General features: G+C 71.1%; 17 protein-coding genes. 2 read left to right on the top strand and 15 right to left on the bottom strand.

Features of this window, described 5'->3' with window-relative positions; all coding sequences use genetic code 11:
- Nucleotides 1-185: 185 nt before the first annotated feature.
- The 12 genes from AOM46_RS10995 to AOM46_RS10940 all read right to left on the bottom strand — a co-directional run bounded on the left by AOM46_RS10995 (nucleotide 186) and on the right by AOM46_RS10940 (nucleotide 18,972).
- On the bottom strand, nucleotides 186-476 hold the full coding sequence (locus AOM46_RS10995; RefSeq protein ID WP_158920376.1) for a hypothetical protein: 291 nt from the start codon (nucleotides 474-476) through the stop codon (nucleotides 186-188).
- A gap of 97 nt (nucleotides 477-573) precedes the next feature.
- Nucleotides 574-2,835: a pyridoxal-phosphate dependent enzyme gene (locus tag AOM46_RS10990; protein WP_062209141.1), complete on the bottom strand. Its 2,262-nt coding sequence runs from the start codon at nucleotides 2,833-2,835 to the stop codon at nucleotides 574-576.
- Nucleotides 2,836-2,844: 9 nt separating this feature from the next.
- Nucleotides 2,845-3,765 (bottom strand): kinase, encoded by a 921-nt coding sequence (locus tag AOM46_RS10985; protein WP_062209139.1) that lies wholly within the window; start codon nucleotides 3,763-3,765, stop codon nucleotides 2,845-2,847.
- Nucleotides 3,762-5,300 (bottom strand): argininosuccinate lyase, encoded by a 1,539-nt coding sequence (locus AOM46_RS10980; RefSeq protein ID WP_062209137.1) that lies wholly within the window; start codon nucleotides 5,298-5,300, stop codon nucleotides 3,762-3,764. Before AOM46_RS10980 ends, AOM46_RS10985 begins: the two co-directional genes overlap by 4 nt.
- Before the next feature lie 10 nt (nucleotides 5,301-5,310).
- Nucleotides 5,311-6,735, bottom strand: a complete 1,425-nt coding sequence (locus AOM46_RS10975) for a phosphotransferase family protein (protein WP_062209135.1) — start codon at nucleotides 6,733-6,735, stop codon at nucleotides 5,311-5,313.
- A gap of 66 nt (nucleotides 6,736-6,801) precedes the next feature.
- Nucleotides 6,802-8,232, bottom strand: coding sequence for an adenosylhomocysteinase (gene ahcY / locus AOM46_RS10970; RefSeq protein ID WP_062209133.1), 1,431 nt, complete (start codon nucleotides 8,230-8,232; stop codon nucleotides 6,802-6,804).
- Between the two features lies 1 nt (nucleotide 8,233).
- Complete coding sequence (locus AOM46_RS10965; protein WP_062209131.1) at nucleotides 8,234-10,792, bottom strand: lantibiotic dehydratase; 2,559 nt, start codon at nucleotides 10,790-10,792, stop codon at nucleotides 8,234-8,236.
- Between the two features lie 122 nt (nucleotides 10,793-10,914).
- Nucleotides 10,915-11,826: a PHP domain-containing protein gene (locus AOM46_RS10960; protein WP_062209129.1), complete on the bottom strand. Its 912-nt coding sequence runs from the start codon at nucleotides 11,824-11,826 to the stop codon at nucleotides 10,915-10,917.
- Complete coding sequence (locus AOM46_RS10955) at nucleotides 11,823-12,833, bottom strand: radical SAM protein (protein ID WP_062209127.1); 1,011 nt, start codon at nucleotides 12,831-12,833, stop codon at nucleotides 11,823-11,825. Before AOM46_RS10955 ends, AOM46_RS10960 begins: the two co-directional genes overlap by 4 nt.
- Nucleotides 12,834-12,995: 162 nt before the next feature.
- Entirely contained in the window at nucleotides 12,996-14,660 is a 1,665-nt protein-coding gene (locus AOM46_RS10950; RefSeq protein ID WP_062209124.1) for an ABC transporter ATP-binding protein, read from the bottom strand.
- Complete coding sequence (locus AOM46_RS10945; protein ID WP_062209121.1) at nucleotides 14,657-16,426, bottom strand: ABC transporter ATP-binding protein; 1,770 nt, start codon at nucleotides 16,424-16,426, stop codon at nucleotides 14,657-14,659. The genes AOM46_RS10950 and AOM46_RS10945 overlap by 4 nt, the downstream gene beginning before the upstream one ends.
- On the bottom strand, nucleotides 16,423-18,972 hold the full coding sequence (locus tag AOM46_RS10940) for a lantibiotic dehydratase (protein ID WP_062209119.1): 2,550 nt from the start codon (nucleotides 18,970-18,972) through the stop codon (nucleotides 16,423-16,425). The genes AOM46_RS10945 and AOM46_RS10940 overlap by 4 nt, the downstream gene beginning before the upstream one ends.
- A gap of 358 nt (nucleotides 18,973-19,330) precedes the next feature.
- Between AOM46_RS10940 and AOM46_RS10935 the strand changes: the two genes are divergently transcribed.
- A complete protein-coding gene (locus tag AOM46_RS10935) occupies nucleotides 19,331-20,524 on the top strand; it encodes an ATP-grasp domain-containing protein (protein WP_062209116.1) in 1,194 nt (397 codons plus the stop codon).
- A gap of 130 nt (nucleotides 20,525-20,654) precedes the next feature.
- On the opposite strand, the gene AOM46_RS10930 is transcribed toward AOM46_RS10935, so the two are convergent.
- Nucleotides 20,655-20,930 (bottom strand): Atu4866 domain-containing protein, encoded by a 276-nt coding sequence (locus AOM46_RS10930; protein WP_062210682.1) that lies wholly within the window; start codon nucleotides 20,928-20,930, stop codon nucleotides 20,655-20,657.
- A 520-nt stretch (nucleotides 20,931-21,450) separates the two neighbouring features.
- On the opposite strand from AOM46_RS10930, the gene AOM46_RS35270 reads away from it, so the two are divergent.
- Entirely contained in the window at nucleotides 21,451-22,557 is a 1,107-nt protein-coding gene (locus AOM46_RS35270; RefSeq protein ID WP_234313732.1) for a hypothetical protein, read from the top strand.
- A 20-nt stretch (nucleotides 22,558-22,577) separates the two neighbouring features.
- Here the strand turns inward: AOM46_RS35270 and AOM46_RS34565 are convergent, their stop codons facing one another.
- Together AOM46_RS34565 and AOM46_RS33960 are read right to left on the bottom strand one after the other, a co-directional pair.
- Nucleotides 22,578-22,928 carry a hypothetical protein gene (locus tag AOM46_RS34565; RefSeq protein WP_062209107.1) on the bottom strand — a complete coding sequence of 117 codons (351 nt, stop codon included), beginning with the start codon at nucleotides 22,926-22,928 and terminating at the stop codon, nucleotides 22,578-22,580.
- Nucleotides 22,916-24,343 (bottom strand): RHS repeat-associated core domain-containing protein, encoded by a 1,428-nt coding sequence (locus AOM46_RS33960; RefSeq protein WP_062209103.1) that lies wholly within the window; start codon nucleotides 24,341-24,343, stop codon nucleotides 22,916-22,918. Before AOM46_RS33960 ends, AOM46_RS34565 begins: the two co-directional genes overlap by 13 nt.
- Nucleotides 24,344-24,386 lie beyond the last annotated feature (43 nt).

Raw genomic sequence — 24,386 nt, 5'->3', positions numbered from 1 at the left:
CGATCCCTCCACCCCGCCGAAGGCCACAGCAGGAGGTCAGCGCCCTACGGTGCCGGTTTTCCCGATAACTCCTGTGGCTTTCCTCACAACGTCAAGCGCGAATCGATCAAATCCCGCCACCTGATGAAACAGTGGAGGAAAACGACAGCCGCAGCCGCTATGGCCCGGGCGACCCGCCGGTTCGACTATCCCTGCCCGTCCAGGCGCCTATCACGAAGCCGACGGGCGATATCCATGTCCCCCGCGAGCGCGCTGACGCGAACAGGATCTCTCGCATCGTCCAGGACCACGACATGCACGGCACTCCCGATCTCGGGGAGCGGTTCGTCGTCCAGCCATGCCGGAAGTTTCAGATTGTCGATAACCCCGGCGATACCATCGTCGAGCCGAATGAGAACACCCCAGGGAACAATCTCGGTGACGGTCGCCTCGAACTCCTCATGGACAGCGACCATCTCGCTCGTTGCCCTCCTCACCCGCCGATGATGCGTGAAGCCCGCCCCGGGGCGGTAGGGCGGGGGTGGTGCGGTGCCTGTCCGGGGGGTTGGGGGACATGCACCGCACCCGGGTGGGTTATGGGGTGGTTATCCGGAGGTTGATGGTGGTGGTGGCGGTGTTGAGGGTGGTGCGGACCGAGGTGGGGTCGGGGCCGGTGGCGATGATGTGGCCGAGGCGGTCGTAGGCGCTGGTCGCGGGGCGTACCCGGGTGCCCGGCTCGGGTGTGACCCGGACCTGTTCGACGCCCTCGGTGGCGGTGGCCTCGGCCAGTCCGTGGATCTCGGTCAGCACCCCTTCCCGGTCGGCCAGCAGGAACCGGATGCCGGCGGTGGTGTGGTGGGTCGGGGCCAGCAGCGGAGGCTGTCCGGCGGCGACCTTGAGCTGCTGTTCCAGCAGGTCGATACCGGTGGAGAGGCGCACCAGTTCGGGAATCATGCCGCCGGCCAACCGGGGGTTGATCTCGATGATCACCGGGCCGTCGGCGGTGAGTCGTACCTCGGTGTGGGTGGGCCCCGTCTCGACGCCGCAGGCGGTGAGGGCCGCCCGTACGACGGCGACGAGTTCGTCGGCCCGCTCCGTCGGCAGTGGGGCGGGGAAGACATGGCCGCGCTCCACGAAGTACGGTGCGCCGCCGACCTCCTTGGCGGTGATGCCGACGCATTCGGCGGCGCCGAGGTGGCTGAACATCTCGACGCTGAACTCGGGCGCGTCGACGAACTCCTCGACGAGGACGGTGCGGGCCGTCGGCATGCCACGGACGTTGGTGTGGATGCCGAGGACCAACTCGGCGTGCGCGCGCACCTGTTGTTCGTCGGCGCAGAGCAGCACGTTCTGGGAGGCGGAGTCGTCCGCCGGTTTGACCACACACGGCAGTCCGACCGCCGCCACCGCGTCCGCGACCTGTGCCACCTCGGTCACCACGGCGAACCGGGGCTGGGGCACCCCCGCCGTGGCCAGTGCCGCCCGCATCAGGGCCTTGTTGCGGCAGGTGGTCATGGCGTCGGCCCGGTTGCCTGGGAGCCCCAGCCAGTCGGCGGTCTCGGCGACCGTCGGTACGTAGAAGTCGCTGGTGGTGGTCACTCCGGCGATTTCCTCCCGCCGGAAGCCGTCCTGGATCGCGGTTCGGAGTGCGGGCGTCGAGTTGGTGTCGCAGGGCAGGATCGCGCAGCCGGTCTCGGCCAGGCCGCTGTAGCGTTCCGGCGAACCGGTCAGAAGCACCGGTCGCAGGCCGAGTTCGAACGTCCTGCGGAGGGCGATCATCCCGGTGCCGGTGGTGTTCGACTCGATGAAGAGCAGGTGTTGCGGGCTGTTCGGCGCGTGCTTCACGACCGCTCGCGACCATGAGTGGACCGGGGAGCCGTAGTCCACCGCGTCCGGGCACCGGGACAGCGGCTGCGTGCTCAGGGCCTGCTCCGCCCAGTACGCCGGGCTGTGCACGGTCTCGGCATAGCGGTCGCCCCGGTCGGGGAAGATGCCGACGATCCGGGTGCCCGGCTGTGCGTGGGAGGCGACCTCGCCGAGCACCCGGTAGACCGAGCCCGAGGTGTTGCCGCCGAATATCTGCTGTTCGAGGGCGAGCGCTCCGGTCGCCTCGAACGCCTCGCGGTCGTTCAGCCAGTGGATCTCGTCGACGACGCGGCGGTCGACGTTCTTCGGCAGCAGGCTGTTGCCCAGGCCGCCCTGCAACCGGCCCGGCCGGTCGGGCTGGTCGAAGAGGACGCTGCCGACGGAGTCCACCCCGACGACCCACAGGCCCGGTTGGGAGCGCCGCAGCGCCCTCGCCGAGCCGCACAGCGAGCCGCCGCTGCCGACCGAGCCGACCAGTACATCCACCCGGCCCAGGTCGTCGATCAGCTCTTCGGCGAGCGCCCGGTAGGCGCGGGGGTTGTCCGGGTTGCTGTACTGCTGCGGCCAGAAGGCGGCCCCTGGCAGCTCGCGTATCAGCTGGTCGAGCCGGTCCAACCGGGCGCCCTGCCAGCCCCGGTCCGTCATCGTGGTGACGACATGGAGGGTGCAGCCCATGGACCGCAGCTTGGCCCTGGTGACCGGGTCGATCCTGGGGTCGGTCACGATGTGCACCTCGTGACCGAGTGACCGGCCGACCAGGGCGACGCCGAGCGCCATGGTGCCGGAGGAGCTTTCCACGATCGGGTCCCGCGGGCGCAGCACCCCCTGTTCCCGCGCGCTCAGGATGATCTGCCGGGCCACCCGGTCCTTCATCGCGAACGGGTTCGCCAACTCCAGCTTGGCGTACACCTCGACGCCCTCGGGGGCGTCGACTCGCAGCCTGACGAGCGGAGTTCCCCCGATGACGTCGTTCATACTGTCGTAGATCACAGCTTCCCCTCACTGTTGGCCACGACGGGCCGGCTGTTGACCGCCTGCCCCGAGCGAGCGGAACACCGAGACGGTCCCCGGCAGCGCCGCACACGCGGCGCGCAGGGACTTGGTCTTGACGTCCAGTTCCGGGTCGTCCGAGGCGAACGCGACGCCGAGCATGGTGCCGCTGTGCGTCAGCACCAGGCCGATCCCGTCCAACTCGCGGCAGGCGGACCGGAGATGTTCAAGGTCGTCGCGCGCGCGGATGCGGCGGTTCAACTCCGCGCTGCGGGTACTGATGTGGCCCACTGTCGCGAGGTCACCGCAGGCGACGGCTTCGCGCAGCTCGGCCAGGAGACGGGCGTACTCCTGCCGCTCCGCGGCGTGGAACGGCGGGGGCCGACGGTTGTGGCTGATGGTGTCGACCCGGCCCCCCACGTCGTGCGCCACCACGGTCAGCGGCAGCAGGTGTCCGAACTTCCCCAGCAGACGGACCTGTTGGTGGCAGAAGGCGACGATCCCGTCGTACATGACGCCGTCGGACGGCTCGATCTCGCGGAGCAGTGCCTCGATCTCCTCGGGGGTGAACCGCACCCCGATCGCGTCCCCCACGGCGCGGACCGTCGCCACCAGGTCGGCCGACGAGCTGGCCAGCCCCTTGCCCTCCGGCAGGTCGCTCTCCAGGTGGAGCAGTCCGCCGCCCCGGCGGCCCACCGAGGCCAGGGCGAGCCTCGCGGCCGTGTGTGCCTTGCACTTGTGCGCCGGCACCACGTGCAGCGTCGGGTCCTCCTGCCGGTAGTGGAACCGTGCCCGCGCCCACCGGTCGATCGGCAGGGTGACCAGGAACGCCCGGCCGTCGGGCAGCACGCCCTGGAGCAGTTCCCCGAACGTGCCGAAGGTGGTGCCCGTCCCGAGGCAGCCGCCGGCCGTGTCGGTCCCGCTGGTCACCGAACGAGCCCGAGCAGGGTGTCCGTCTCGGCGAGCCCCGCGGCGACGGTCGCGGACCGCCGGGCCCACTCCGTCCGCAGCCGTTCGTACTCCACCGTCTGCTCGCGCAGCACCGCAGCCGTGGCGTCGGGATGTGCGGAGCCGGCCGACCGCATACGACGCGGTCCCGTGTCGGTGTCCGATACGGAGTCCAGTACGGAGGCGGGGGAGGAGAGGGCGAAACCGCGTTCCGACGCGACCCGGCACAGCAGGTCGGTGTCCGCCTTGTCCGGCGCGAGCCCGGCCTCCATCGCCGCGACGATATAGGCACCCGCCACCACCTGTGCCCGGCGCCAGGGCAGACCCTCCTCAAGGGTCAGCGCGTTGGCGAGAGCGAAGCCACCGAGGTACTCCCGCTCGCAGGCGGCCCGCATCCGGTCGGCGCGGAAGCTCAACCGCCCCATCACCTCGGTGAACAGACGGAGCACGCTGCGCATGGTCGTGTAGGCGGTGGCCAGGTTCGCGCCGGCCTCCTTCCCGACCTCCACCAGATTGGTGAAGGGGGTGTTGCGCTGGCCGAGCACCGCGTCGAGGTGGTAGGTCGCCAGATGCGAGGTACGGCCGCGAATCCGTTCCAGCACCGGGAAGTTCCTCTTCTGCGGCATCGCCGAGGAGATCCCGCACAGCTCGTCCGGCAGGTCTATGAAGCCGAGTTCGCTGCTGCCCCAGGTCAGCAGGTCGCTGCTGAAACGGCTCAACTCGGTTCCGAAAACGCCCAGTTCGGCGGTCACCTCGGCGACCCAGCCACGGGAGGCCACGCCGACGAGGGCAAGCGGGTGGGAACGCCGGAATCCCAGCAGCCGCGCCATCCGGTCGCGGTCCCAGGCGAGGTGCTGTCCGGCCATCGCGCCGGAACCCAACGGGCAGGCGTCGAGGCCGTCGTAGGTGTGCAGCAGCCGGCGGCTCGTATGCAGGATCCGGTCGGAGACGGCTGCCAGATAGAACCCGGGGGTGATGATCTGGGCGGCCTGGAAATGGGTGTGACCGGGCATCGGCAGCTCGCGGGTGGCCTCGGCCAGCTGATGCACCGCGGTGCCGAACTCCACCAACCGTGCGCCGATATCGGCCAGTTCGCTCCGTCCGAACATCAACTGTGCGGTCGCCTGGGAGTCGTTGCGGCTCCGGTCGACATGCCAGGCCGGTATCGGCCGCGGCAGCCGCTGCTCGACATGGCGTTCCAGGGCGAAGGAGATGTCCGACATGTTGGCGGCCGGACTGGCCGTCAGCGCCTCGGCGTCGAGGGTGTGCAGCGCCTGGCCCAGCGCCTCGGCGTCGGCCTCGGTGAGGACACCCAGCCGCGCGTACTCCACGGCCAGTACCTTCTCGATCGCCACGTACCAGGGCAGGAGGTTCTTCAACTCGTAGGCGAAGTGCGGGCCAAGGATCTCCTCGTGCCACAGCTCGCTCGGGGTGCCGGACACCCGCCCGCTGAGCGGTGCCCGCGCGGGGCCGGTGTCGTCGTCCGTGCCCGCACCGGTGTTGTCGGCAGCCTTCATGTCAGCTCCTTCACAAGCATGTCAGCTCCTTCACAAGGTTCTCGGCCCGGTCAACGAGGATCGCCAGGCGTTCGGGATCGGGCGTGCCCGATCCGAAGACGACGCTGAGCATCGTCACGCCGTCCAGCCGCAGTACGGCGTCGACGGCGGGGTCCACGACGGGTTCCGGCGCGTGACGGCGGTAACCGGCCAGCACGGCCGCCACGTCCGTGTCGTTCTCCGGCAGCAGGTCGTTCTCCCGGATCCGCGCCAACTCCAGGGCCGGGTGCCCGACCATCGCGCAGCCCCAGTCGAACAGTGCCGTCGGCGTCCCGTCGGTGGCGGCCATGTTGCAGGCGCGGACGTCCAGATGGAGCACCCGGGACTCGGCGGCCAGGGGTTCGAGCAGGGGGATCAGCCGGTCGAGACCGGGGAGCGGCGGAAGGTCGGGAAACTTGGTGGCGAGCCATGCCCAACGGGTCGCCACCCGGCGGGCGATGCCCACCGAGAACGGCCAGCCGTCGTGGTCCAGCGGGCGGAGATCCACCGGCGGTGTCCGGTGCAGCCGCGCCAGCAGCTCGCCGATCCGGTCGGGCGCCGGGGCGGTGCCGGCACCGGGATGGAAGCGGGACGCCAGTACGGGCGCGTCGGCGGTCTCCACCAGGGCGAGCGGTTCGGCGACCGGCAGTCCGTGGGCGTGGAGATGCGCGGCGATCGTCCGCTCCTGCTCCAGCGCGTCCCGGACGGTGAACGGGTCGCGGCCGGTGTAGCGCACCACCCGTTGCCTGGGCACCCGGAGCGCCACGTCGCCGTACCGGCCCCCCTCGGCCCGGAAGACGGCGAACTCAAGACCCGATCCCGCGAGTGTGGCCGCCCCGAGCCCCAGCCGCTCGGCCGCCTGCCCGGCCAGCTCGGCGACATCCAACTCCTCGTGGTCGTCGGCGAGTTCACCCTCGGGATCCCAGCGCCCGAAGGTCGGCCTGATCCGCCCAAGCCGGTCGGGGCGAAGCGCCGACGGATCGGCGGCGCACGCCTCGACGAGCCACCGCAGCGCCTCCTCCAGCGCTCCCGGGAGGCTGCCGTCGGCGCCCACGGCGCGCCGGGTCTCCAGCGGCGCCAGGCTCGCCTCCGGCCCCGCCACGACCACCGGCGGGCAGGCGGATCCCGAACCCCGGGGACCGCCCGAACCCCCGGGACCGCCGTGACCCGCCGCGTACGCCGCCCGCACCGCAGCGATCTGACGGGCCGTCAATGCCAGGCTCTCGACGGCCGGTTCGGGAAGCACAAGCACCAGATCGGGTCGTCCGACGCTCGAACCAGGGGTCGGCTCCCCGGGGCCGGAGAGCGTCACGGTATGGCCGTCCTTCTCCAGCAGAGCGGCGGCCCGGAGCACGGCGGTGTCCCGGCGGCCGGCGTCGGAGGGCGGGGTGGTCGGGGCGAGTAGACGGACGTGCACGAGGATTCCCGGATGCTCGGAGTGGTGGTGAGGGTGGGGCTTGCGGCGTTCCGGCCGGTACGCCGCTCAGTACCGGTAGTCGTCCCGCTTGTACGGGCCCTCCACCGGAACGCCGACGTACTCGGCCTGCTTTCGGGTGAGTTGTTCCAACTTCACGCCGAGCGCGTCGAGATGGAGCCGGGCCACCTGCTCGTCCACCCGGCGCGGCAGCAGGTGCACCCCGACGGGGTAGGTGTTGCCGGCGAGTTCGAGCAGCGCGAGCGCCTGATTGGTGAACGAGGCCGACATGACGAACGCGGGGTGTCCGGTGGCGTTGCCGAAGTTGAGGTCCCGGCCGTGCGAGAGCACCAGCAGCGACCGGCCGTCCGGCCATATCCACTCGTCCACCTGCGGCTTGAGCTCCCGTCTGCGGATGCCGGGCACCTTCGCCAGCCCGGCGACGTCGATCTCGACATCGCTGTGGCCCATGTTGCCGAGGATGCACAGGTGTTTCATCCGCGCCATGTGTTCCGGCCGGACCACCTCGCAGTTGGCCGCCGCGGTGATGAAGATGTCGCCGATCGGGGCCGCCTCGTCGAGGGTCGTCACCTGGTAGCCGTCCAGCGCGGCCTGGAGCGCGCAGATCGGGTCGATCTCGACGACGATCACCCGGGCGCCCAGGCTGGAGAGCGCGGAGGCGCAGCCCTTGCCGACGTCGCCGTAGCCGGCGACGACCCCCACCTTGCCGCTGATCATGCGGTCGGTCGCCCGGTTCAGCCCGTCGACGAGGGAGTGGCGGCAGCCGTAGATGTTGTCCAGTTTGGACTTGGTCACTGCGTCGTTGACGTTGATACCGGGGAACATCAGCTCCCCGGAGTCGGCGAGCCTGCGCAGCGCCCGCACCCCGGTGGTGGTCTCCTCGGCGACACCCCGGATGGACGCGGCGACCCCGATCCACCGGTCGGACTCCTCGGCCATCGAGTCGGCGACGAAGCGCAACAGCGCGGCGCGTTCGGCGTTGTGCGCGGTCGCCGGGTCGGGGGCCGTGCCGCTCTTCTCGTACCGGACGGACGTGTGCAGCAGCAGGGTGGCGTCGCCGCCGTCGTCCTGGATGAGGTCGGGGCCGCTGCCGTCCGGCCAGCGCAGTGCCCGGGCGTGGCACCACCAGTACTCGTCGAGGGTCTGCCCCATCCAGGCGAAGACCGGGATGCCCTGTGGGTCGGCCGGGGTGCCGTTCGGGCCGCATACGATCGCCGCCGCGGCGTGGTCCATGGTGGACAGCACGTTGCAGGTCGCCCAGCGCAGTTCGGCGCCGAGTTCGATCAGAGTCTCTATGAGCACGGCGGTCTCGACGGTCATGCCGAGCGATCCGGCGATGCGCACGCCGGCGAGTGGCTTGTCGGGGCCGTACTCCCGGCGGACGGCCATCAGCCCCGGCATGTCGTGCTCGGCGAGTCGGATGGCCGTCCGACCCTCCTCGGCCAGGCTGATGTCGGCGATTCGGTAGTCGAAGGTCACGTCAACTCTCCTGGGCGGTAGCAGCACGGACGTTGGAAACGGCGCAGCGCAGTTCGGTGGTGTAGCGGTGGCCGTCACGCCGCAACCACAGCTGGTCGGGGCCGGGCAGCATCTCGCTGAAGGTCACGAGTCCGCTCGCGCCGTGGGCGAGCCGGAACATCTGGCGTACGAGCATCGGAGCGGTGAAGTCCACGTAGAGCGGCTTGGGTTCGGAGTCGAACTTCACAAAGGCGTGGCGCGGCAGTTCGTGCCGTCGGCGCAGCTCGCAGGCGGCGAAGAACTCGGCGGCGTTGCCCTTGCGCCGCGCGCCGTCGGGGCCGAGTCCGACCAGCTCGGCGACCGGGACGCGCCATAGCCGGCGTTGCAGCACGATGCGGCCGGTGGTGATCCTCGGTACCCGGGTATGCCGGTCCGCCTCCAGCACGAGGCCGCCGAGCCGGCGGGGGAAGGCGAACGGGGCGAGCGGGTCCAGCCTGATGGTCGGGCCGCCGGACGGCGGGGCCAGCAGCCGCATCCGCCCCCGCACGCCTTCCGCGTACAGCCCCAGCCGTCCGCCGCTGACCCTGAGGTACATCGACGACGGCTGGACGACCTCGCCGCGTGGGCGGCTGGACCGGCCGAAGATCTCCACGTCGGCCATCTCCAGCGGGCCACGGGACGCGGTCTTGTCCGGATGGCTGCGGGCTAGGTCGTGCGGTACCTCGTCGTCCTCGACGAGCGCGCGGTACGCGGCGGTCACGTCCCGGGTGAAGTCCGGGCACTCCTCGGCGATCAGCGGCGCGAAGCTGGAGTGGCTGAGCAGCTCCCGCGTCCCGTGGCAGTCCCCGACGACGGCGAGGAAGTCACCGCGCGCCAGCGCCCCGGGATCGGCCGCGGCCAGCATGACGTCCGGGTTGACCAGCGCGGGCGGGCCGTCGGGACAACGGCGGAGGAACGTCTCCAACCGCTCCGGATCGACGATCACGTCGGCCGCGGTGGGGGCGGCGTCACCGAGGAGGAGATCCGTGAGATCGGCGTCCAGCGCGTCGACCTCCGCGTCGACCTTGTCGACCTCGTTCAGCAGCTCGTCGCGGTCGGCGAAGTACCCGGCGTAGAACCGGTCCAGCGGGATGTCGACGTCGGGGCCGAAGCGCCGGGTCGCCCAGCGCGTCAGCAGCTCGGTCTCCCGAACGATCCGCAGCCGGGGCGCTGCGAACGCCAACGCGTAGACGGGGGCCAGCTCCCGCTCGATCAGCGCGGCCAGGTCCGCACCGAGGCGCGGCCTGGTCACCTCGCCGTGGCACTCCTCGTAGAAGACACTGCGATCGGCGTAGTGCATCCCCGTACCACGGTTGGCCGTGGCGCCGGTGATCTCGGCGTAGCGGTGCTTCAACGCGGTGATGGCCGCGGGCCGTTCGGACGGTGCCGCGCGGGGAACGGCGGCCAGCGCCCGCTCCAGGCGTTCGATCGCCTCGGCGTCGCCGGTCTGCTCCCGCAGCGCGGACAGGGGGTCGGTCACCCCGACCGGCACCTCGAAACGGCTTACCACGAAGCCTCGTTCGACCAGCTTGGCGAGCGCCCGGTCCACTCCGTCGCCCAGTTCGTCGCGCAGCCGCGCCAGCGTGGTGCGCCCGTCGCACCGGCGGAACACCCGAAGCTCCTCCGCCGGCAGCGCCACCGGCTCCGAGTCGCGGAACCGCCAGTCCACGGAGAAGCCGTCCTCGGTGGTGAACGCGTAGAGCGTGACGACGCCATCGCGTTCGAACGCCCAGGGGCGGCGGCGCGGCATGATCCGTCCGGCCAACGCGGGGTCCGCGCTCAACGCGCCCGCGACCTTCTCCGCTGCCCAGTGGGCGAGGAACACCCGCCGGCGCAGCGGTGCCTCCTCCCAGGTGATGCCGCGCGCTTCGCGGTCCACCCGACCCGCGCTCAACGGACCGAAGTGCGAGGCCGTCTCGTTCTTGGTGGTGACGCGCTGGAGATAGCGCGTCAGCAGGTCGGTCATCTTGCGGCCGCGCGGTCCTCCCACGCCGTCACCGCCGTCACCGCCGTCGCCACCGTGACCGCCGTCACCGCCGTCCAACCAGTCGGCGAACAGACGGTAGTTGGCCTCGTTGGACAGCAGCAGCACCTCCCGCAGCAGGGGATCGTCGCGGAAGGCGTCCCGCAGCGCGGTCTTGGCACGGTGCAGCCGCCGCTCGTGGTCCTCCTCCCACCGCTGCCACAGACCGGCCAGCCGGACCGCGTGGTCCTGGTACCCGGCCAGGACCGGCCGCGCCTCGGTGGGCAGTCGCTCCCGCAGCAGTCGAAGCGTCTCCTCGGTCAACGGCCGCAGATAGCCGATGGCCGAGGCGGAGGCGCCGTTGTCGGCCAGCCGCGCCTGCCGGATGGCCGACTTGAGCTCGGGCGCCAGTTCCGTCAGCCGCTTCCCGGTCTCCCGCATACGGGTGGCCTCGGCCACCGCCTCCGGTTCGGCGTACGGCTCCAGCAACTCGAACCCGAAGCCGGACTGCCGCAACGCGAAGACGGGCAGCAGCCGCCAGTCCTCGGGCGTCCGGACCTGGTCAGACCCCGCACTCATCGAGCCTGCTCCCCTCGTTTGTTCGTCGGCCTTCTGGGCGTGGGATGCCCGCGCGAGCTGACGGGTCGTCATATCGCGTTGCCACAGCAATGGTTGTCGTCCCCGGTCGGTGACCGACCGGATCAGTCGCGTCTCTCATACAGGCGGTCGACCATGGCCTCGGCGTTCCCGACCGCCTCGGGGACGAGCCCGGGTGCCGGGGACCACGGCTTCAACCGGCCTCCGTGGAAGTCGGATCCCTGGGTGGGCACCAGCCCGAAGGAGTCGCACGCTTCCAGCACCCGGCGGGTGTCCTCGGGGTCGTGCCAGGTGGTCCACGCCTCAAGACCGGACACCCCGAGGTCCGCGAGCCCGCTCGGCGCGGTCCCCGGCTCCTCCCGGATCCGCCCCGGATGGGCCAGCACCGCCACCCCGCCCGCCTGCCTGATCCACCCGGCCACCTCGGCCAACCCGGGGCGCCAGGGGTGCGGGACGTGCAGGGGCTGTCCCGCCTTGCACCACTCGGCGATGAACCGGCTGTGCCGCCCGCCCCGTTCGTACCCGGCGAACCTCGGGTCGGTCCCGGCGGCGGCCAGGAAGGCGTCCAGGTAGTCACCGAGGTAGCCGACCCGGTCCTTGCCGAAGCGCCCCTCGACGGCGGCCCACGAGATATCCACGCCAAGGGCCTCCGCCTGGTCGAACCAGGTTCGCCACCAGCCCGTTTCGGCGTCGTGCACCCGGCCGACACGGGCCCGGAAGTCGGCGTCGTCGGGGTCCACGAAGTAACCGAGGCAGTGCACCTCCTGTCCGGCCCAGAGCGCGGTGATCTCGGTGCCGGCGACGACGGTGAGCCCGGCCGGTTCGGCGACCGCGCGGAACTCCTCGAAGCCGGCCATGCTGTCGTGGTCGGTGCACGCGGCGATCCTCAGCCCGGCCGCGACACACTTGCGCGCCAGCTCCGCCGGGCTGTCGTCGCCGTCCGAGACCACACTGTGCAGGTGCAGGTCCACCGTCGTCCGAACGGTGGCGACCGGACGGTCCGAGACGATGGTCACGCCGGGCCGATCCCGGCGGGCAGGTCCACCGTCCGGAAGCAGACACAGCGTTGACAGGTCTCGTCGGTGGCGACGTCCAGCTCGGTGCGCCACTTCACCGCGGCCGGGGAGTTCACCACGGCCTCCAGGCTCCCCGCCTCGTGGAGGTTGCCGTACTCCGGTTGGAAGAAGCACGGCCGTACGGTGCCGTCGACCTCCACCACAGCGGAGCCCCACGGGATGTTGCAGGAGACCGCCGGGTAGGGGTTGGCCCGGTGGAAGGCCGCGTAGTAGTCGCGGATATAGCTGCGCAGATGATCGGGGGACTCCTGGATCATCCCGCTGGAGAAGGCGTCCGCGCACTCGGTGAACAGCCGCTCCAGCTCCTGGTCGAGAGCCGGCAGCGCGTCCTCGGATATCACCAGGTCCTCCTGCCGGTCGGCATCCCAGCCGCCGGCCCGGTTGAACGCCTCGCTGGTCACGTCGGCCGGGATGAAACTGAACCGGTAGACGCCCAGTTCCTGTGCGGTGCGCACCGTCTCGGCGAGGTGCCGGTAGTTGTAGCGGTGCACGGTGCACCGTGCGGCCACCCGGAGGTCGGGCTTGATCGCGCGCACCGCGTCCAGGCCGCGGACCAGCAGCTGGTGGGCGCGCGGCACGCGACGGACGGAGTCGTGGATCTCGGGCGGTCCGTCCAGACTCACCAGGACGACGTCGTAGTTGTCCACCACCTGCTGGGCGTGACGCTTGAGGAGGATGCCGGTGGACAGCAGGACCAGCGCCATGCCCCGCTCGCGCAGCGGCGCGGCCACGGCGCCGAGGTCACGGTGCATCAGCGGCTCGCCGCCGGTGAGGATGACCTCCTTGATGCCGAGCTGTTGCCATTCGTCCGCCCAGCGTTCGATGTCCTCGGCGGCGAGCTCGCGACGGGAGGTGTCCTGCCAGATGTCGCAGGACACGCATCGGTGGTTGCAGCCGGCGTGCGGCCAGATGAAGAGCTCGGACAGTTCGGAGAGCGCGTGGGGCACGTGGGACTCCTCGGTTCGATCAGCGATATGACAGTTCTCGGTCGGTGTTCCAGTGGCTCGGGGTTCGCGGGCTTTCGGGTTCGCGGGCTTTCGGGCTCGTGGGCTTTCGGATTCGTGGGTTCTTGGGTTCTCGGGTTCTCGGACTTCGGGGTCCCGGGCTGTTCAGGTGTCCCGAAGTACCGTCCGGTGCACGGTGAGTTCGGCGCTGTCGAGGTGCAGCACATGGGTGGCGTGCGCGCGCAGGTCGGACCGGTCGGAGACCACCACGACCGTGCGGTCGCGCGACACCTCGATCAGCCCGGTGGCCAGTGCGCGGGAGGTGCCCGCGTCCAGCGCGCTGAACGGGTCGTCGAGCAGCAGGACATCGGCCCGGGACAGCAGGGCCCGGGCCAGCGCGATGCGCTGCTTCTGCCCGCCGGAGAGGGTGGTTCCCTCCGCGCCCAGCAGCGTGTTCAGACCGTCGGGCAGGGACCTGGCGAACTCGGAGACCATCGCCCGGTCGGCGACGGCGCCGATCTCCCCGGGGTCCGCGTCCAGCCGGCCGAGGCCGATGTTCTCCTCCAGCGTCATGGAGAACAGCGAGTCGTGGTCGGCGACCAGGATCACGCGTTTCGCCAGCTCGCGCAGGGGCCACTCGGTAGCGGCGACCCCGCCGACGCGTACGCTGCCGGACGCCGGTGGCTCGACCCCGGCCAGCAGCCGCAGCAGCGTCGACTTGCCGGAGCCGGTCGGACCCGTCACCACCACCAGTGAGCGTGGCGGCAGTGACACGTCGATCCTGGGCAACTGGCCCGCCTCCTCGGCCGGTACCGCCGCGACGGCCTCGATCGAGGGCACGCCCCGGGGGACCGGATCCGGGCCGCCGGGGGCCGTCGGCTCCTCCTCGCCCTCCGGCGCCAGGCGGCGGATCCGATCGATCGCCGCGATGCCGTTCGCCAGGGCGGGGAAGGCCGCACCGCTGGCGAAGGTCGGTGAGCCCAGCAGCAGGAGCATGCTGTGGTAGCCGACCATGTCCCCGACCGTCAGCTGGCCGTCGCGGGCGAGGAGCAGCGCGTGCGCGAAGCCGATGCCCTGCACCACGCCGAGGAGCAGGAACAGCGGGGTACGGCGTTCCGCGCGGCCCTGTCCGACCACCGCGTCGCGGTGGTCGCGCGCCGCGGACTCCAGGTCCGTCCAGACCGCCGCGGCACCGCCCGCGTCCCGTACCGCCTCGATGTTGTGCAGCGCCTCGCTCACCCGGTCGGTGAGCCCGGCGGACCGGTCCCGGGCGGTGCGGGCCGCGCCGGCGATGCCGCGCAGCAGACGCACGGAGAACCAGACGAAGCCGACCGCGTACACCAGCGGAGCGAGGACCAGCCAGGGCGACCAGATCACCGCGCAACCCAGCACCACCACCACGAACGCGGAGACGGACAGGCCCAGATCGACGCCGGGCGTCATCATGTAGCGCAGCGCCCTGGTGTCGCTGATCAACGTGGCGAGCCGGCCGCCGGCGTCCGCCGGGCGCGCGTTCCGCAGGACCTTGGTGAGCAGTTCATGGCGCAGTTCGTGTTCCAGCCGGGTGCCCACCCGGATGCTGGCCGTCTGCCGCAGGTAGATCAGCAGGGCCCGCAGGAGTTGGCTGGCCAGCAGCACGGCGGCGACGATCAGGAGCGGTCCCGTCGACACGCCCTCGTCGAGCGCCCGGTCCAGGGCCTCGCCGGTGGCCCAGGCGGCCACCACGGCGAGCAGCGCGGTGACGACGCCGCCGATCACGACGAGCAGCAGACTGCCGGTGGAACCCCGAAGTCGAGGGGCCAGCCAGCGGAGTTGTCCCGTGTCCCTCATGCGCCACCACCCGTGACCGACGTCCGGTCGTCGGCGGACGCGTATGCGAAGTCCTCGTGCAGCGCCGCGTACTCGCCACCGGCGGCGAGCAGTTCGTCGTGCGTCCCGGTCTCGGTGATCCGGCCCTCGCGGAGCACCGCGATCCGGTCGGCGTCGCGCACGGTGTTCAGCCGGTGGGCGATCACCACGCACGTGACGCCGTCCAGGAGCGAACGCAGCGCCTGCTGCAGATGCTCGTCCGTCGCCTTGTCCACATTGGCCGTCGGCTCGTCCAGCAGGACCAGGAACGGCCGCTTCGCCAGCGCCCGCAGCAGGCACACCACCTGGCGCTGGCCGTGCGACAGCGCCTCGCCGCCCGGACCCACCGGGGTGCGCATGCCCTGCGGGAAGGCGGCGAGCCAGGAGGTGAGGCCGGCGTCGGCCACCAGCCGCGTCAACTCGCCGTCGGTCAGCTCCGGAACGGCCATCCGGAGGTTGTCCGCGATGGTGCCGTCGAACAGCTGGGGGCGCTGCGGTACATAGGCCACTCCCCGGCGCAGCTCCTCCTCGGGCGCGTCGGACAGCGGCCGTCCGTCGAGCAACACCTCGCCGTCGGTGGGCGGTTGCATCCGGGCCAGCACCTTGAGCAGGGTGGACTTGCCGGAGCCGGACGGGCCGACCAGCCCCAGGTGGCAGCCGGCCGGCACGTCCAGGGTGACCCCGCGCAGCGCCTCGTTGCCGGAGGTGTACGTCAGCCGAAGCCCTTCCACCCGCACCGCGCCCCGGCCCGCCAGCGGCTCGGCCCCGGGCGGATCGTCCTCCCGCGCGGCGTCGATGAGTTCGAAGATCCGCTCGGAGGCGGCCAGCGCCGTCTGTGCCTGGCCGTCGAGCGAGCCCGTGGACGCCAGCAGCCAGGCGACCCGGTCGGTGGCCAGGACGAACAGGTACCAGGCGGGCGCCGTCAGCACGGCCTGCTCGACCATCATGCCGCCGGCGAACACCAGCAGCGTCGTGATCAGCCCGGTGAGGACGGCCAGCGAGGGCTGGAGCAGCGCGGCATAGAAGTCGGCGCGCCGATTGGCCTCGAACAGCCGGGTGTTGTGTTTGGCGGCGGCCTCGACGAGCGGCTTCTCGCAGCCGAACGCGCGTACCGTGGCCAGGCCGGAGGTGCTCTCCGCGACCGAGGTGGTCAGCGCCGCGGTCGCCGCGGCCGCCCGCCCCGCACGGCGGCGGGTGACCCGCCCGAACCGCCGGGTGGTCAGCGCGATCAGGAAGCCGCCGGCCAGCGTCGCCAGCGTGAGGCGCCATTCCAGGACGAACATCAGCGGGATCAGCAGCACGACGACCAGCAGCTGCTGCAGCAGCTCCAGCAGGTTGAAGGTGGACTCCCCGAAGGACTCCAGATCGTTGGTGACCCGGCTGGTGATCGACGACCGGTCGTTCCGGTCGTAGAACTCCAGGTCCTGGCCGAGCGCGGAGCGCAGCGCGTCCAGCCGCATGGCCAACACGGCGTCGGCGACCAGGCACTTGGTGAGGTAGATCCGCACCCGGTTGAGCGCCCACACCACCACGCCGATGAGCAGCACCCCGACGGCCAGCGCGAGACCGCCGGACGCGGAACGCAGCCCGAGGCCGGGGCCCTGCGCGATGAGCACCGGCCCCGCCGCGCTGACCAGGGCCATCCCCAGCGCGGCCAGGCACAGCAGGGTCAGTCGGCGACGGTCGCGGCCCAGATAGGCCGCCACCCGGCGGGTCGCGCCCACCGGCCGCCCCGTCCGGGCCGTCACCGGCGCTCCGGTCGGGAGAACACCGCGTAGCGGAACTCCGCGGTGTGCGCGTGGCCTTCGATCTCAAGCCACAACTGGTCGGGGCCAGGCAGCATCTCGCTCAGCTCCACGGTGTCGGTGTTCGGGCGGATCGCTCTGCACAGTTGGCGTACGAGGAGGGGCGCGTCCAGGTCGAGGTAGAGCGGCTTCGGCTCGCCCGGCACCTTCGCGAACAGGTGCCGGGGCAGCCCGTGTCGGTCACGCAGCTCCTGCACCGCGTGAAAGTTGGCCGCGTCGGCCACCCCGGAGCCGGGGAAGGGCCGTGCGCCACGGAACGCCGCGGCCGGCACGCGCCAGCTCTCCCGGCGCAGCACCACCCGCCCGCAGCGCAGCCGGGGAACGTGGTCCCGGTGCCGGGAACGGAGACTGACGCCGCCGTAGTGGCGTGGAAAACCCAGCGGGGCGAGCGGATCCTGGCGAATGCTCTGCCCACCGGCCGGTACCGAGAGCGGACGCAGCCGCTGGGCAAGCCCCTCCGCGCCCAGCCGTACCCGCCCGTCCTGGACGAGGACATACAGCCGGTCGGGGCCGAGCACCTGCTCGCGGGGCTTGCCGGAGCGGCCGGTGATCTCCACATCCAGGATGGGGAAGGGCAGTTGGGCACCGGTCTTGTTGGGATGCGAGCGGACCAGATCGCACAGCAGCTCGTCCGGTCCCAGCATCCGCCGGTAGGCCGCGTGGGCCAGGGCGGGGAGTCGCGGTTCGCGCTCGGCGAGCAGCGGCGCGTAGCTCGCGTGGCAGAGCAGTTCGCGTACCGCGTGGCACTCCCCGAGGACGGCGGTGAAGCGGCCGGCCGCCACCTCGGCGGCGCTGCCGGCGGCGAGGAGGATGTCGGGGTTGCACACCACCGCCGGATCGTCCGGGTGGCCGGGCGCCAGCGCGGTCAACTGCTCGGGGGTGACCACGATCTCGGACGTCCCGGTGCCAGCGCCGGCGAGCAGGGCGTCCGTGATCGAGTCGTCGAGCGCGGCGAGTTCGGCGTCCACCCGCTCGCAGGAGGCGACCAGTTCGGCGCGGTCGTCGAAGTACGCCGCGTAGAACTCCGCCAGCGGTACGGGGCGGTCCGCACCGAAGCGGCGGGTGAGCCAGTCCGCCAGGATCCTCCGCTCGCGCCGTAACCGAAGCCGGGGGCCGGCCAGGATCAGGTCGTAGACCGGCGACAGCTCCTCGGTGAGGAACCGTTCGACGTCAGGGCCGAGGGTCAGTCCGTCGACGCGACTGTGGGCCTCCTCGTAGAAGACCGCCCGGTCCGCGTAGTGCCGGCCCTGGTTGCGATTGGCCTCGGCCCCGGTGCGGGCGGTGAACTCCTCCCTGACCGCGGCGAGCGCCGCCGGACGCTCCGCCGGAGCGGCTTCGGCGAAGGCCGCGAGCCGTGCCGCGAACGAGGCCACCAGCCGGTGGGCTTCGGCGGCGTCCGCCGAACTGTCCTGCGGCGGCAGGCAGTTCAGTAAGTCTCGCAGCGGGTCGGCGGTGCCGACGGGGATCTCCAGCCGATCGACGGCCCAGTCGTGGGCGACGAGTTCGGCGAGTGTCTTCTCCAGGCCGGCCATGCCGGGCGTGGTGTGCGTGCCCGTCGTCGCGCCCTCCGGGGAGGCGCCGAACGGCCACTCGGCCGCCAGCTGGGCCAGCGTCGCGACGCCGTCGCACCGTGCCAGCAACCAGTACTGACGGTCCGTCAGCGTCGCGTCGGCTATTCGCTCGAAGCGCCAGTCCGCGAGGAATCCGGTTGTCGTGGTAGGCGCGTAGACCGTGACCCGGCCTTCGGCGAGGAAGGCCAACGGGCGGCGCCTCGGCCGCACCAGGGGGCGTAACCCCGGGCGTCGGCTGAGGACTTCGGCCAGCGCCTCGGCCGCCCAATACGCGCAGTAGACCTTGCGCCGGTGGGCGCCCATGTCCTGCCAGCGCACGCCCGGCCGGTCCGGGGCGAGTCGTCCGGTCGCGATCGGACCGAAGTGCGCGGTGGTCTCGTTCTTGCTCGCCACGCGTTGTAAGTAGCGGACCAGCAGGTCCGCGGTCTTCCGGTCGTTCTTGCCGAAGCGCTCCCTCGGCCGCTCCAGCCAGTCGGCGAAGCGGGGGTAGTGCGCGTCATTGGACAGCAGCAGGACCTCGCGCAGCGCGTCATCCGCCCGGAAGGCCGCGGCGACCTGCCGCCAGCCGGACTCCAACCGCGCCTGGTGGCGGGTTTCGAATCGCTCCCACGCCTCGACCAGCGCGGTCCGGGCGCGTTGGTACTCCGCCGCGTGCGGTACGCCCTCCGACAGCGCGGCGCGCATACCGATCCGGGGGCCGGCGGCGGCGAGTTCAGGCGTGCCGCGCAGCTTGTCCGTGAGTGCCGAACCCGCCGCCACCACACGCCGGACGGCCTCCCGCAGCTCGGTGGTCTCGTCCCGGGTGGTGGGATGGGTCAACCGGTCGAGCAGATCGAGTGGAAAGCCCGCATGGCGCAGTGCCACGACGGGCAGCAGAGCCCAGGGCTCGTTCGGGACATCGTCGCCCACACTATGCATAACGCTGAAATCACCCGCCAGTGTGCTACTTGCCTGTTTGCCGTGTTGCGGTTAGAAGCCAAGTATCGATCCAAAGCCGGTCAGATGCTGAAGATCGCACTGCGGTGAGAATTCCTCACCCAACTCGCCCTGTCAACGGGAAATTTGAGTTCCTGTCAGGAGGTTTAGCCTGGCTACGACGTCACTATGGGTGAGGCTTTGGGTGCGTGTTAGTGTTGCCTGCAAGGGGACTTCAAGGGGACTTTGAGTGAGCTGCGCGTGAGCGGCGCGCGCGAGCTGCGGGGAGCTGCGAGAGGGCTTCGATGGGGCGAAGTCGCCGCTCGGGGGCCCGCTCGGCGGCCCGCTCGGGGGGAGTCACATGAACGAGTTGCTTCTGGTCGGCATCGGCGTCATGGGCCGGCCATACGCGGACGCGGCGGCCAGGCTCGGCTGCCGACTGAGGATCGTGGACACGATCCCCGGCACCGAGGTCCCCGGGGCCGCCTATCACCGGATCGACGAGGCGATCCTGGACGAGTCCTGGTACGGCGGCATGGCAGCGGCGCTCGCCGCGGCCCCGTCACCTGACGCCATCGTGGCCTTCGCCGAATCGCAGGTGCTCGCCGGCGCACTGGCCCAGGATCAACTGGGCCTGCCGGGGCCCTCGTTGCACGCGGCACTGCTCTCCCGCAACAAGGCGCTCCAACGCGCCGCCTGCGCCCGGCAAGGCGTGCGCCAGCCCGAGCACCTGCTCACCCGCGAACTGGGCGAGGCGCGCCAGTGGATGCGCGACCGACTCCCGGTCGTCGTCAAACCGGTAAGCGCCAGTGCCAGCATCGGAGTTGAGCTGGTGACCGACAAGGCCGAGCTGGACGACGTCGTCGATCGCCGTTCGGGCGAGGGGAAACTGCTGGTCGAGCGCCTGGTGGCGGGCCCCGAGTACAGCTGGGAAGCCCTGGTCGGGGAGGGCGAGGTGCTTTTCGAGACCGTTACCGCGAAGGAGACGACTCCGCCGCCGTACTTCGTCGAGCTATGCCATCGCATCGGCCACCGCTTCGAAAGTCAAACGGCCCGCCAGGTCGAGGAGTTGACCCGGGGAGTGTTGCGTGCCCTCGGTATGCGGACGGGGCTTGTCCATCTGGAGTTCCGGATCGGGCCGGACGGGCCCGTGCTGATCGAGGTCGCGGTCCGGACGCCCGGCGACCACATCATCGAAGCGGTGGGTCGCGCCTATGACTTCGACCCGTACGAGGCCGTGGTCCGGCTTGCGGCCGGCCTGCCCGTGACGGGGCTACGCGGGCGCGAACTCCGTTCGCACACCGCCGTCATGTTCGTCACCGGCCCGCCCGGCAGGATCCGACAGATCTCGGGAGCGGACCGGGTCCGCGACCATCCCGCGGTCTCCCGGCTCACCCTCGACCTCGGCCCCGGCGACACGATCGCACCACTGACCTCCTCACTCCAGCGGGCCGGCCACCTCCTGATCGAGGCGGACTCTCCCGAACAACGCGACGAAGCCCTGGACTTCGCCCGCCACCACCTTCACATCGAGACCGAGCAACCGACGACCTGACGTCGACCGAGCGCCGTCCCCGTACCCCCCGGCGCGCTCGACATCCGCCCCGGCGTGGGCCGCGTCCGCCGACGCCCGTTGACGTGCCCGCGGACGCTCGGGACCCGGCTCGGAACTCTCCTGCCACCCGCTACCGGGCGTCGCTCCTGGGCCTGTCGGCCCGCCGGTGGAAGACATAGCCGGCGTGGTGGAGCACGTCGCCGTCGAACTCACCGTCGGCGGTGAAACCGGTGTCGTCCCGGTACATGATGCGCTTGCCGCTGATCCGGTAGCTGCCGGTGTAGGCGCCCTCACGTTCGCCGCGCGCCTCGTCGTACCGCCCGTCCGCCGACAGCCGCTGGCGGATGTGCCCGTCGACGGTGACCCACATGCCGACGTAGGGGTGGGGGTGCTCTTCGCTGTTCATGGTCTCCGCTCCGGATATGGAGGACTCGGACGAGGGGGCACGGCCCGCGGCGGTCGCCGGGCCCTCTGCGGGCGGCACGTCGCTCTGGTAGCCGCAGCCCGCCACCAGCGCGAGTACCAGCGGCGCGAGAGCGGCACCGGTTCCCGCACCGCGCCGCCGTCCGACCGCCTGGCGGCCGGTCACCCGGGCAGCTCCACGCGCTCGGTCGGGGCGACCTTCCAGTGGTGGCGTTCCCGAGCGGTGTGCCGCGTCGTCGGCGCCCTGAACCCGGGCCACGTGCTGATCGAGGGCGACACGGCCGTCGGCCGGCGGCTGGACGCCGGCACGGACGCCGACGCCGTCGTGATCGATGCCACCGGCCGCGTGCTCACCCCCGGTTTCGTGGACACCCACCGGCACGCGTGGCAGGCGCCGCTGCGCAGGAGCATGCCGGACGTCGCGGACCTCGGCGCCTATGTCACGACCACCCTGGCCGGGCACGCCCTCGCGTACGGCCCCGAGGACATGCGTACAGGCCTTCATGGCCCCGCACTTCGGGCCGTGGGACGGTCAGTGGCCGCAGGATCTGGGCCGCCTGCGGGAACGCCGCGCGAGTCCGCTGCTAACCCTGCGGCTGGCCGCCCTCGCCACCGACGAGATCGCCGGACCACGACTCGCCTACGGTCCGGCGCTGGCGCGGGTGGCCGGCGAACTGGACATCGGCGTCAGCGTCGACGCGGTGCTCGGCGCCTCCTCCTCGCACGCGGTGCGCGCCTGGGCCGGACAGGGACCGCTCGGCCCCCGGGTCACTCTCATCCACGCCACGGGGCTGACCGACGCCCAGCTCGGTCTGGACACCACGATCCCCGCGGTGGACGAGGCGCTTGCCGCCGGAGTGCGGCCGGGGCTGAGCACGGATGTCGAAGTCGCCCTGGCCGGCGACATGTTCACGCAGATGCGCACCCCGCACAACCGTGCAGCGCATGCGTGCCGTACACGGCGCGTACGGCACCGGCGCACGCCCGACCGGATCGGCGTGCGGGACGTACTCGGCTTCGCCACGCTCCAGCGCGCGCACCAACGGTCTGGACGCGGTGACCGGTTCGCTCACCCCGGGCAAGAAGGCCGACCTGCTGGTGATCACCGCCGGGGAAGTCAACAACATGCCGCTCGACGACCCGGTCGGCACCGTGGTCCTATGGTGGCCGCTCTCGTCCGCTGGCGCTTCTTGTGCAGGCCCCTCCACGTCGCCGCCCGTGGCTCGGCTCTCCGGTTTCCCCATGTCAGTGCCCGGCCGTGGAACGCAGGCGCCTCCCGTGGCGCACGGGGGAGACAGTGGGCCCGAGAGCTGCACCTTGGCGTTGTGTGGCGGGTCGAGGATGTCCACCAAGCGCTCGTGCCGCTTGATCCAGTCGACGCGGAGTGTGCCGTCGGGGGCCGGAACCTCAACGCCCGCGTCGGCCAGGACGAGGGCCCCGGTTCGACGATCCCGGAGAGGCAGCGCACCACGTCGAACGTGGCATCAGCAAGATCAAAGCCTGGCGGGGCCTGGCCACTTCGCTACGACATGGACCCCGCCAACTATCAAGCCGGCCTCGAACTCCGCGCAGTACTCCTCTGGAATCGCAGCCTGCGCCCCACCCGGTGAACTCGACATTCCGACAGACCCTAGCCCGCTACCCACATGGGCGACCAGAAGAGCACCCGGGTCATATGTCGGTCGAGCAGCACCAGGGTCGTCGCGCCCGTACTGCCCGTGGCTGTCACCAGCTTCACCGGAGCGCCGTCGAGTTCGTCGAGCCTGTGCAGCAGAGCCTCGACCTCCTGCCGCAGTGACGAGCCGGCGGGAAGCCGGCTCCCCCTTCGGCGGTAGGTGTGGCGCAGGGAATCGACAGGGATGTCCGCGTCAGCACCCCGTACGTGGGTCACTGTTACCAGCAGGGAGGCCAGGGCCGGCGACCGCTCGTACGATGCCACGGCCTCGGTGACCTTCTGGTTCAACTGGCTCAGCCCGGACACTGGAACCACGACCTTCCCCGGTCCGTGGTGACTTCCGCGCCGGTGACCTCGTCCCGGATGAGGTACTCGCTCTCGCCGTAGATGTCTTGCGACTCGACGAATCGGTCGGCGGGAACGTGGTCCTCGGGAATTCTCAGCACAATGCCTCCTGGGCCCAACTCATCGGCGGCGTCCAGGGCCACATCTTCGAAGTCAGTGGTCCAGGAGGTGAGATTACTGTTGGTATTCCCACCGTTGTGTAGGGCGGCGTCCGCGTCGCCCCCGAGAGGCACCGCTCGTCCCTCCATGCCCTCGGAGAACTTGTAGTGGTCGCGGCAGAGGCCGCGGTACAGGTAGCCGTCGCCCTCAAGTCCGAGCGGGTCCCTCCAGTGCAGCGGATTGGGGACGTACCCGTAGTGGTTGACCTGTGGTCGTGGGCCGAGTGGGTCGGGAGTGCAGTACCGGGCGACGGAAGGGTCGTAGTACCGGTAGTGGTTGTAGTGCAGGCCACTCTCGGCGTCGAGGACTTGTCCCGGGAAGCGAAGAGGGCAGTCGGCGGCACCGCCTTGGACCTCCCCTCCACGGTCAGGGGCCGGGACGCCCCACAGGGAGGTGTCGTTTCGCCACACGACATCGCCGCTCGTGTCGACAAGGTGAGTTGGTGTCCCCACGAGGTCGCTGACGATGCTGTAGAACGCACGGTCATAATCCTGCTGCTCGTCCAGCCTCAGCGCACCGGTCGTGACCGTCTGCGCGATGGGGACGCCAGCCAGGTAGTCCCACGAGGTAGTGCGCGGTGCCGCCGAACCGGAGAACTCCGTCTGCTCCGCCAGGGTGGTGCCGGCCCAGACGTAGTCCGTGCGGTTGACGGCTCGTCCCCGGGCGTCCCGCAACCATTTGGCAAAGCGACGGCCAAGTGGGTCGTAGCGGTACTCCCAAACATCGCCCTCCGGCGTTCGCACTTCCGTGAGCTGGTCTTCGGCGTTCCACCGGTACTGCCACACCGAGGGCGGACGGGAACTGTGCCGCCGCGTGCGCCGCACGGTGCGGCCAGCAGGGTCGTAGCCAAAAGCAGTGTCGCCGGCAGACAGCAACAGGCTTCCCTTGTGGGCCCGTTGGCCCGCCACGCCGGCATCGTCGTCACCTGCCCAGGCAGCCTCCGTCTGGTAGCCCCTGGAGTCGTAGGTGTAGCTCTCCCACCAGTCCTCGCCTGCCACGGCGGTGACCCGGCCCAGTGGGTCGCTGTCGAGCGTCAGCCGCCCGCGCGTGTCATCGTGCAGCTCCCTCAGCAGGCCGTTCGTACCATAGACGAAGCCACGCTCGCTGGACCGACCATCTGGAGCGATGATCGTCTGCCTGGTCAGCCGCCCCTCGCGTGCCCACTCCTGGCGCAGCGTGGGGCCGTGGTGCACGTGGCGCCCGATCTCACGCCCCATCGCGTCGTAGTCGAACTCCGTGCTGACCTCGTTCGAGACGAGG

It is taken from the genome of Streptomyces sp. NBRC 109706 (assembly GCF_000974485.1).
Taxonomy (GTDB): Bacteria; Actinomycetota; Actinomycetes; order Streptomycetales; family Streptomycetaceae; genus Streptomyces.
This window is presented reverse-complemented; position numbering and strand designations above follow the sequence as displayed.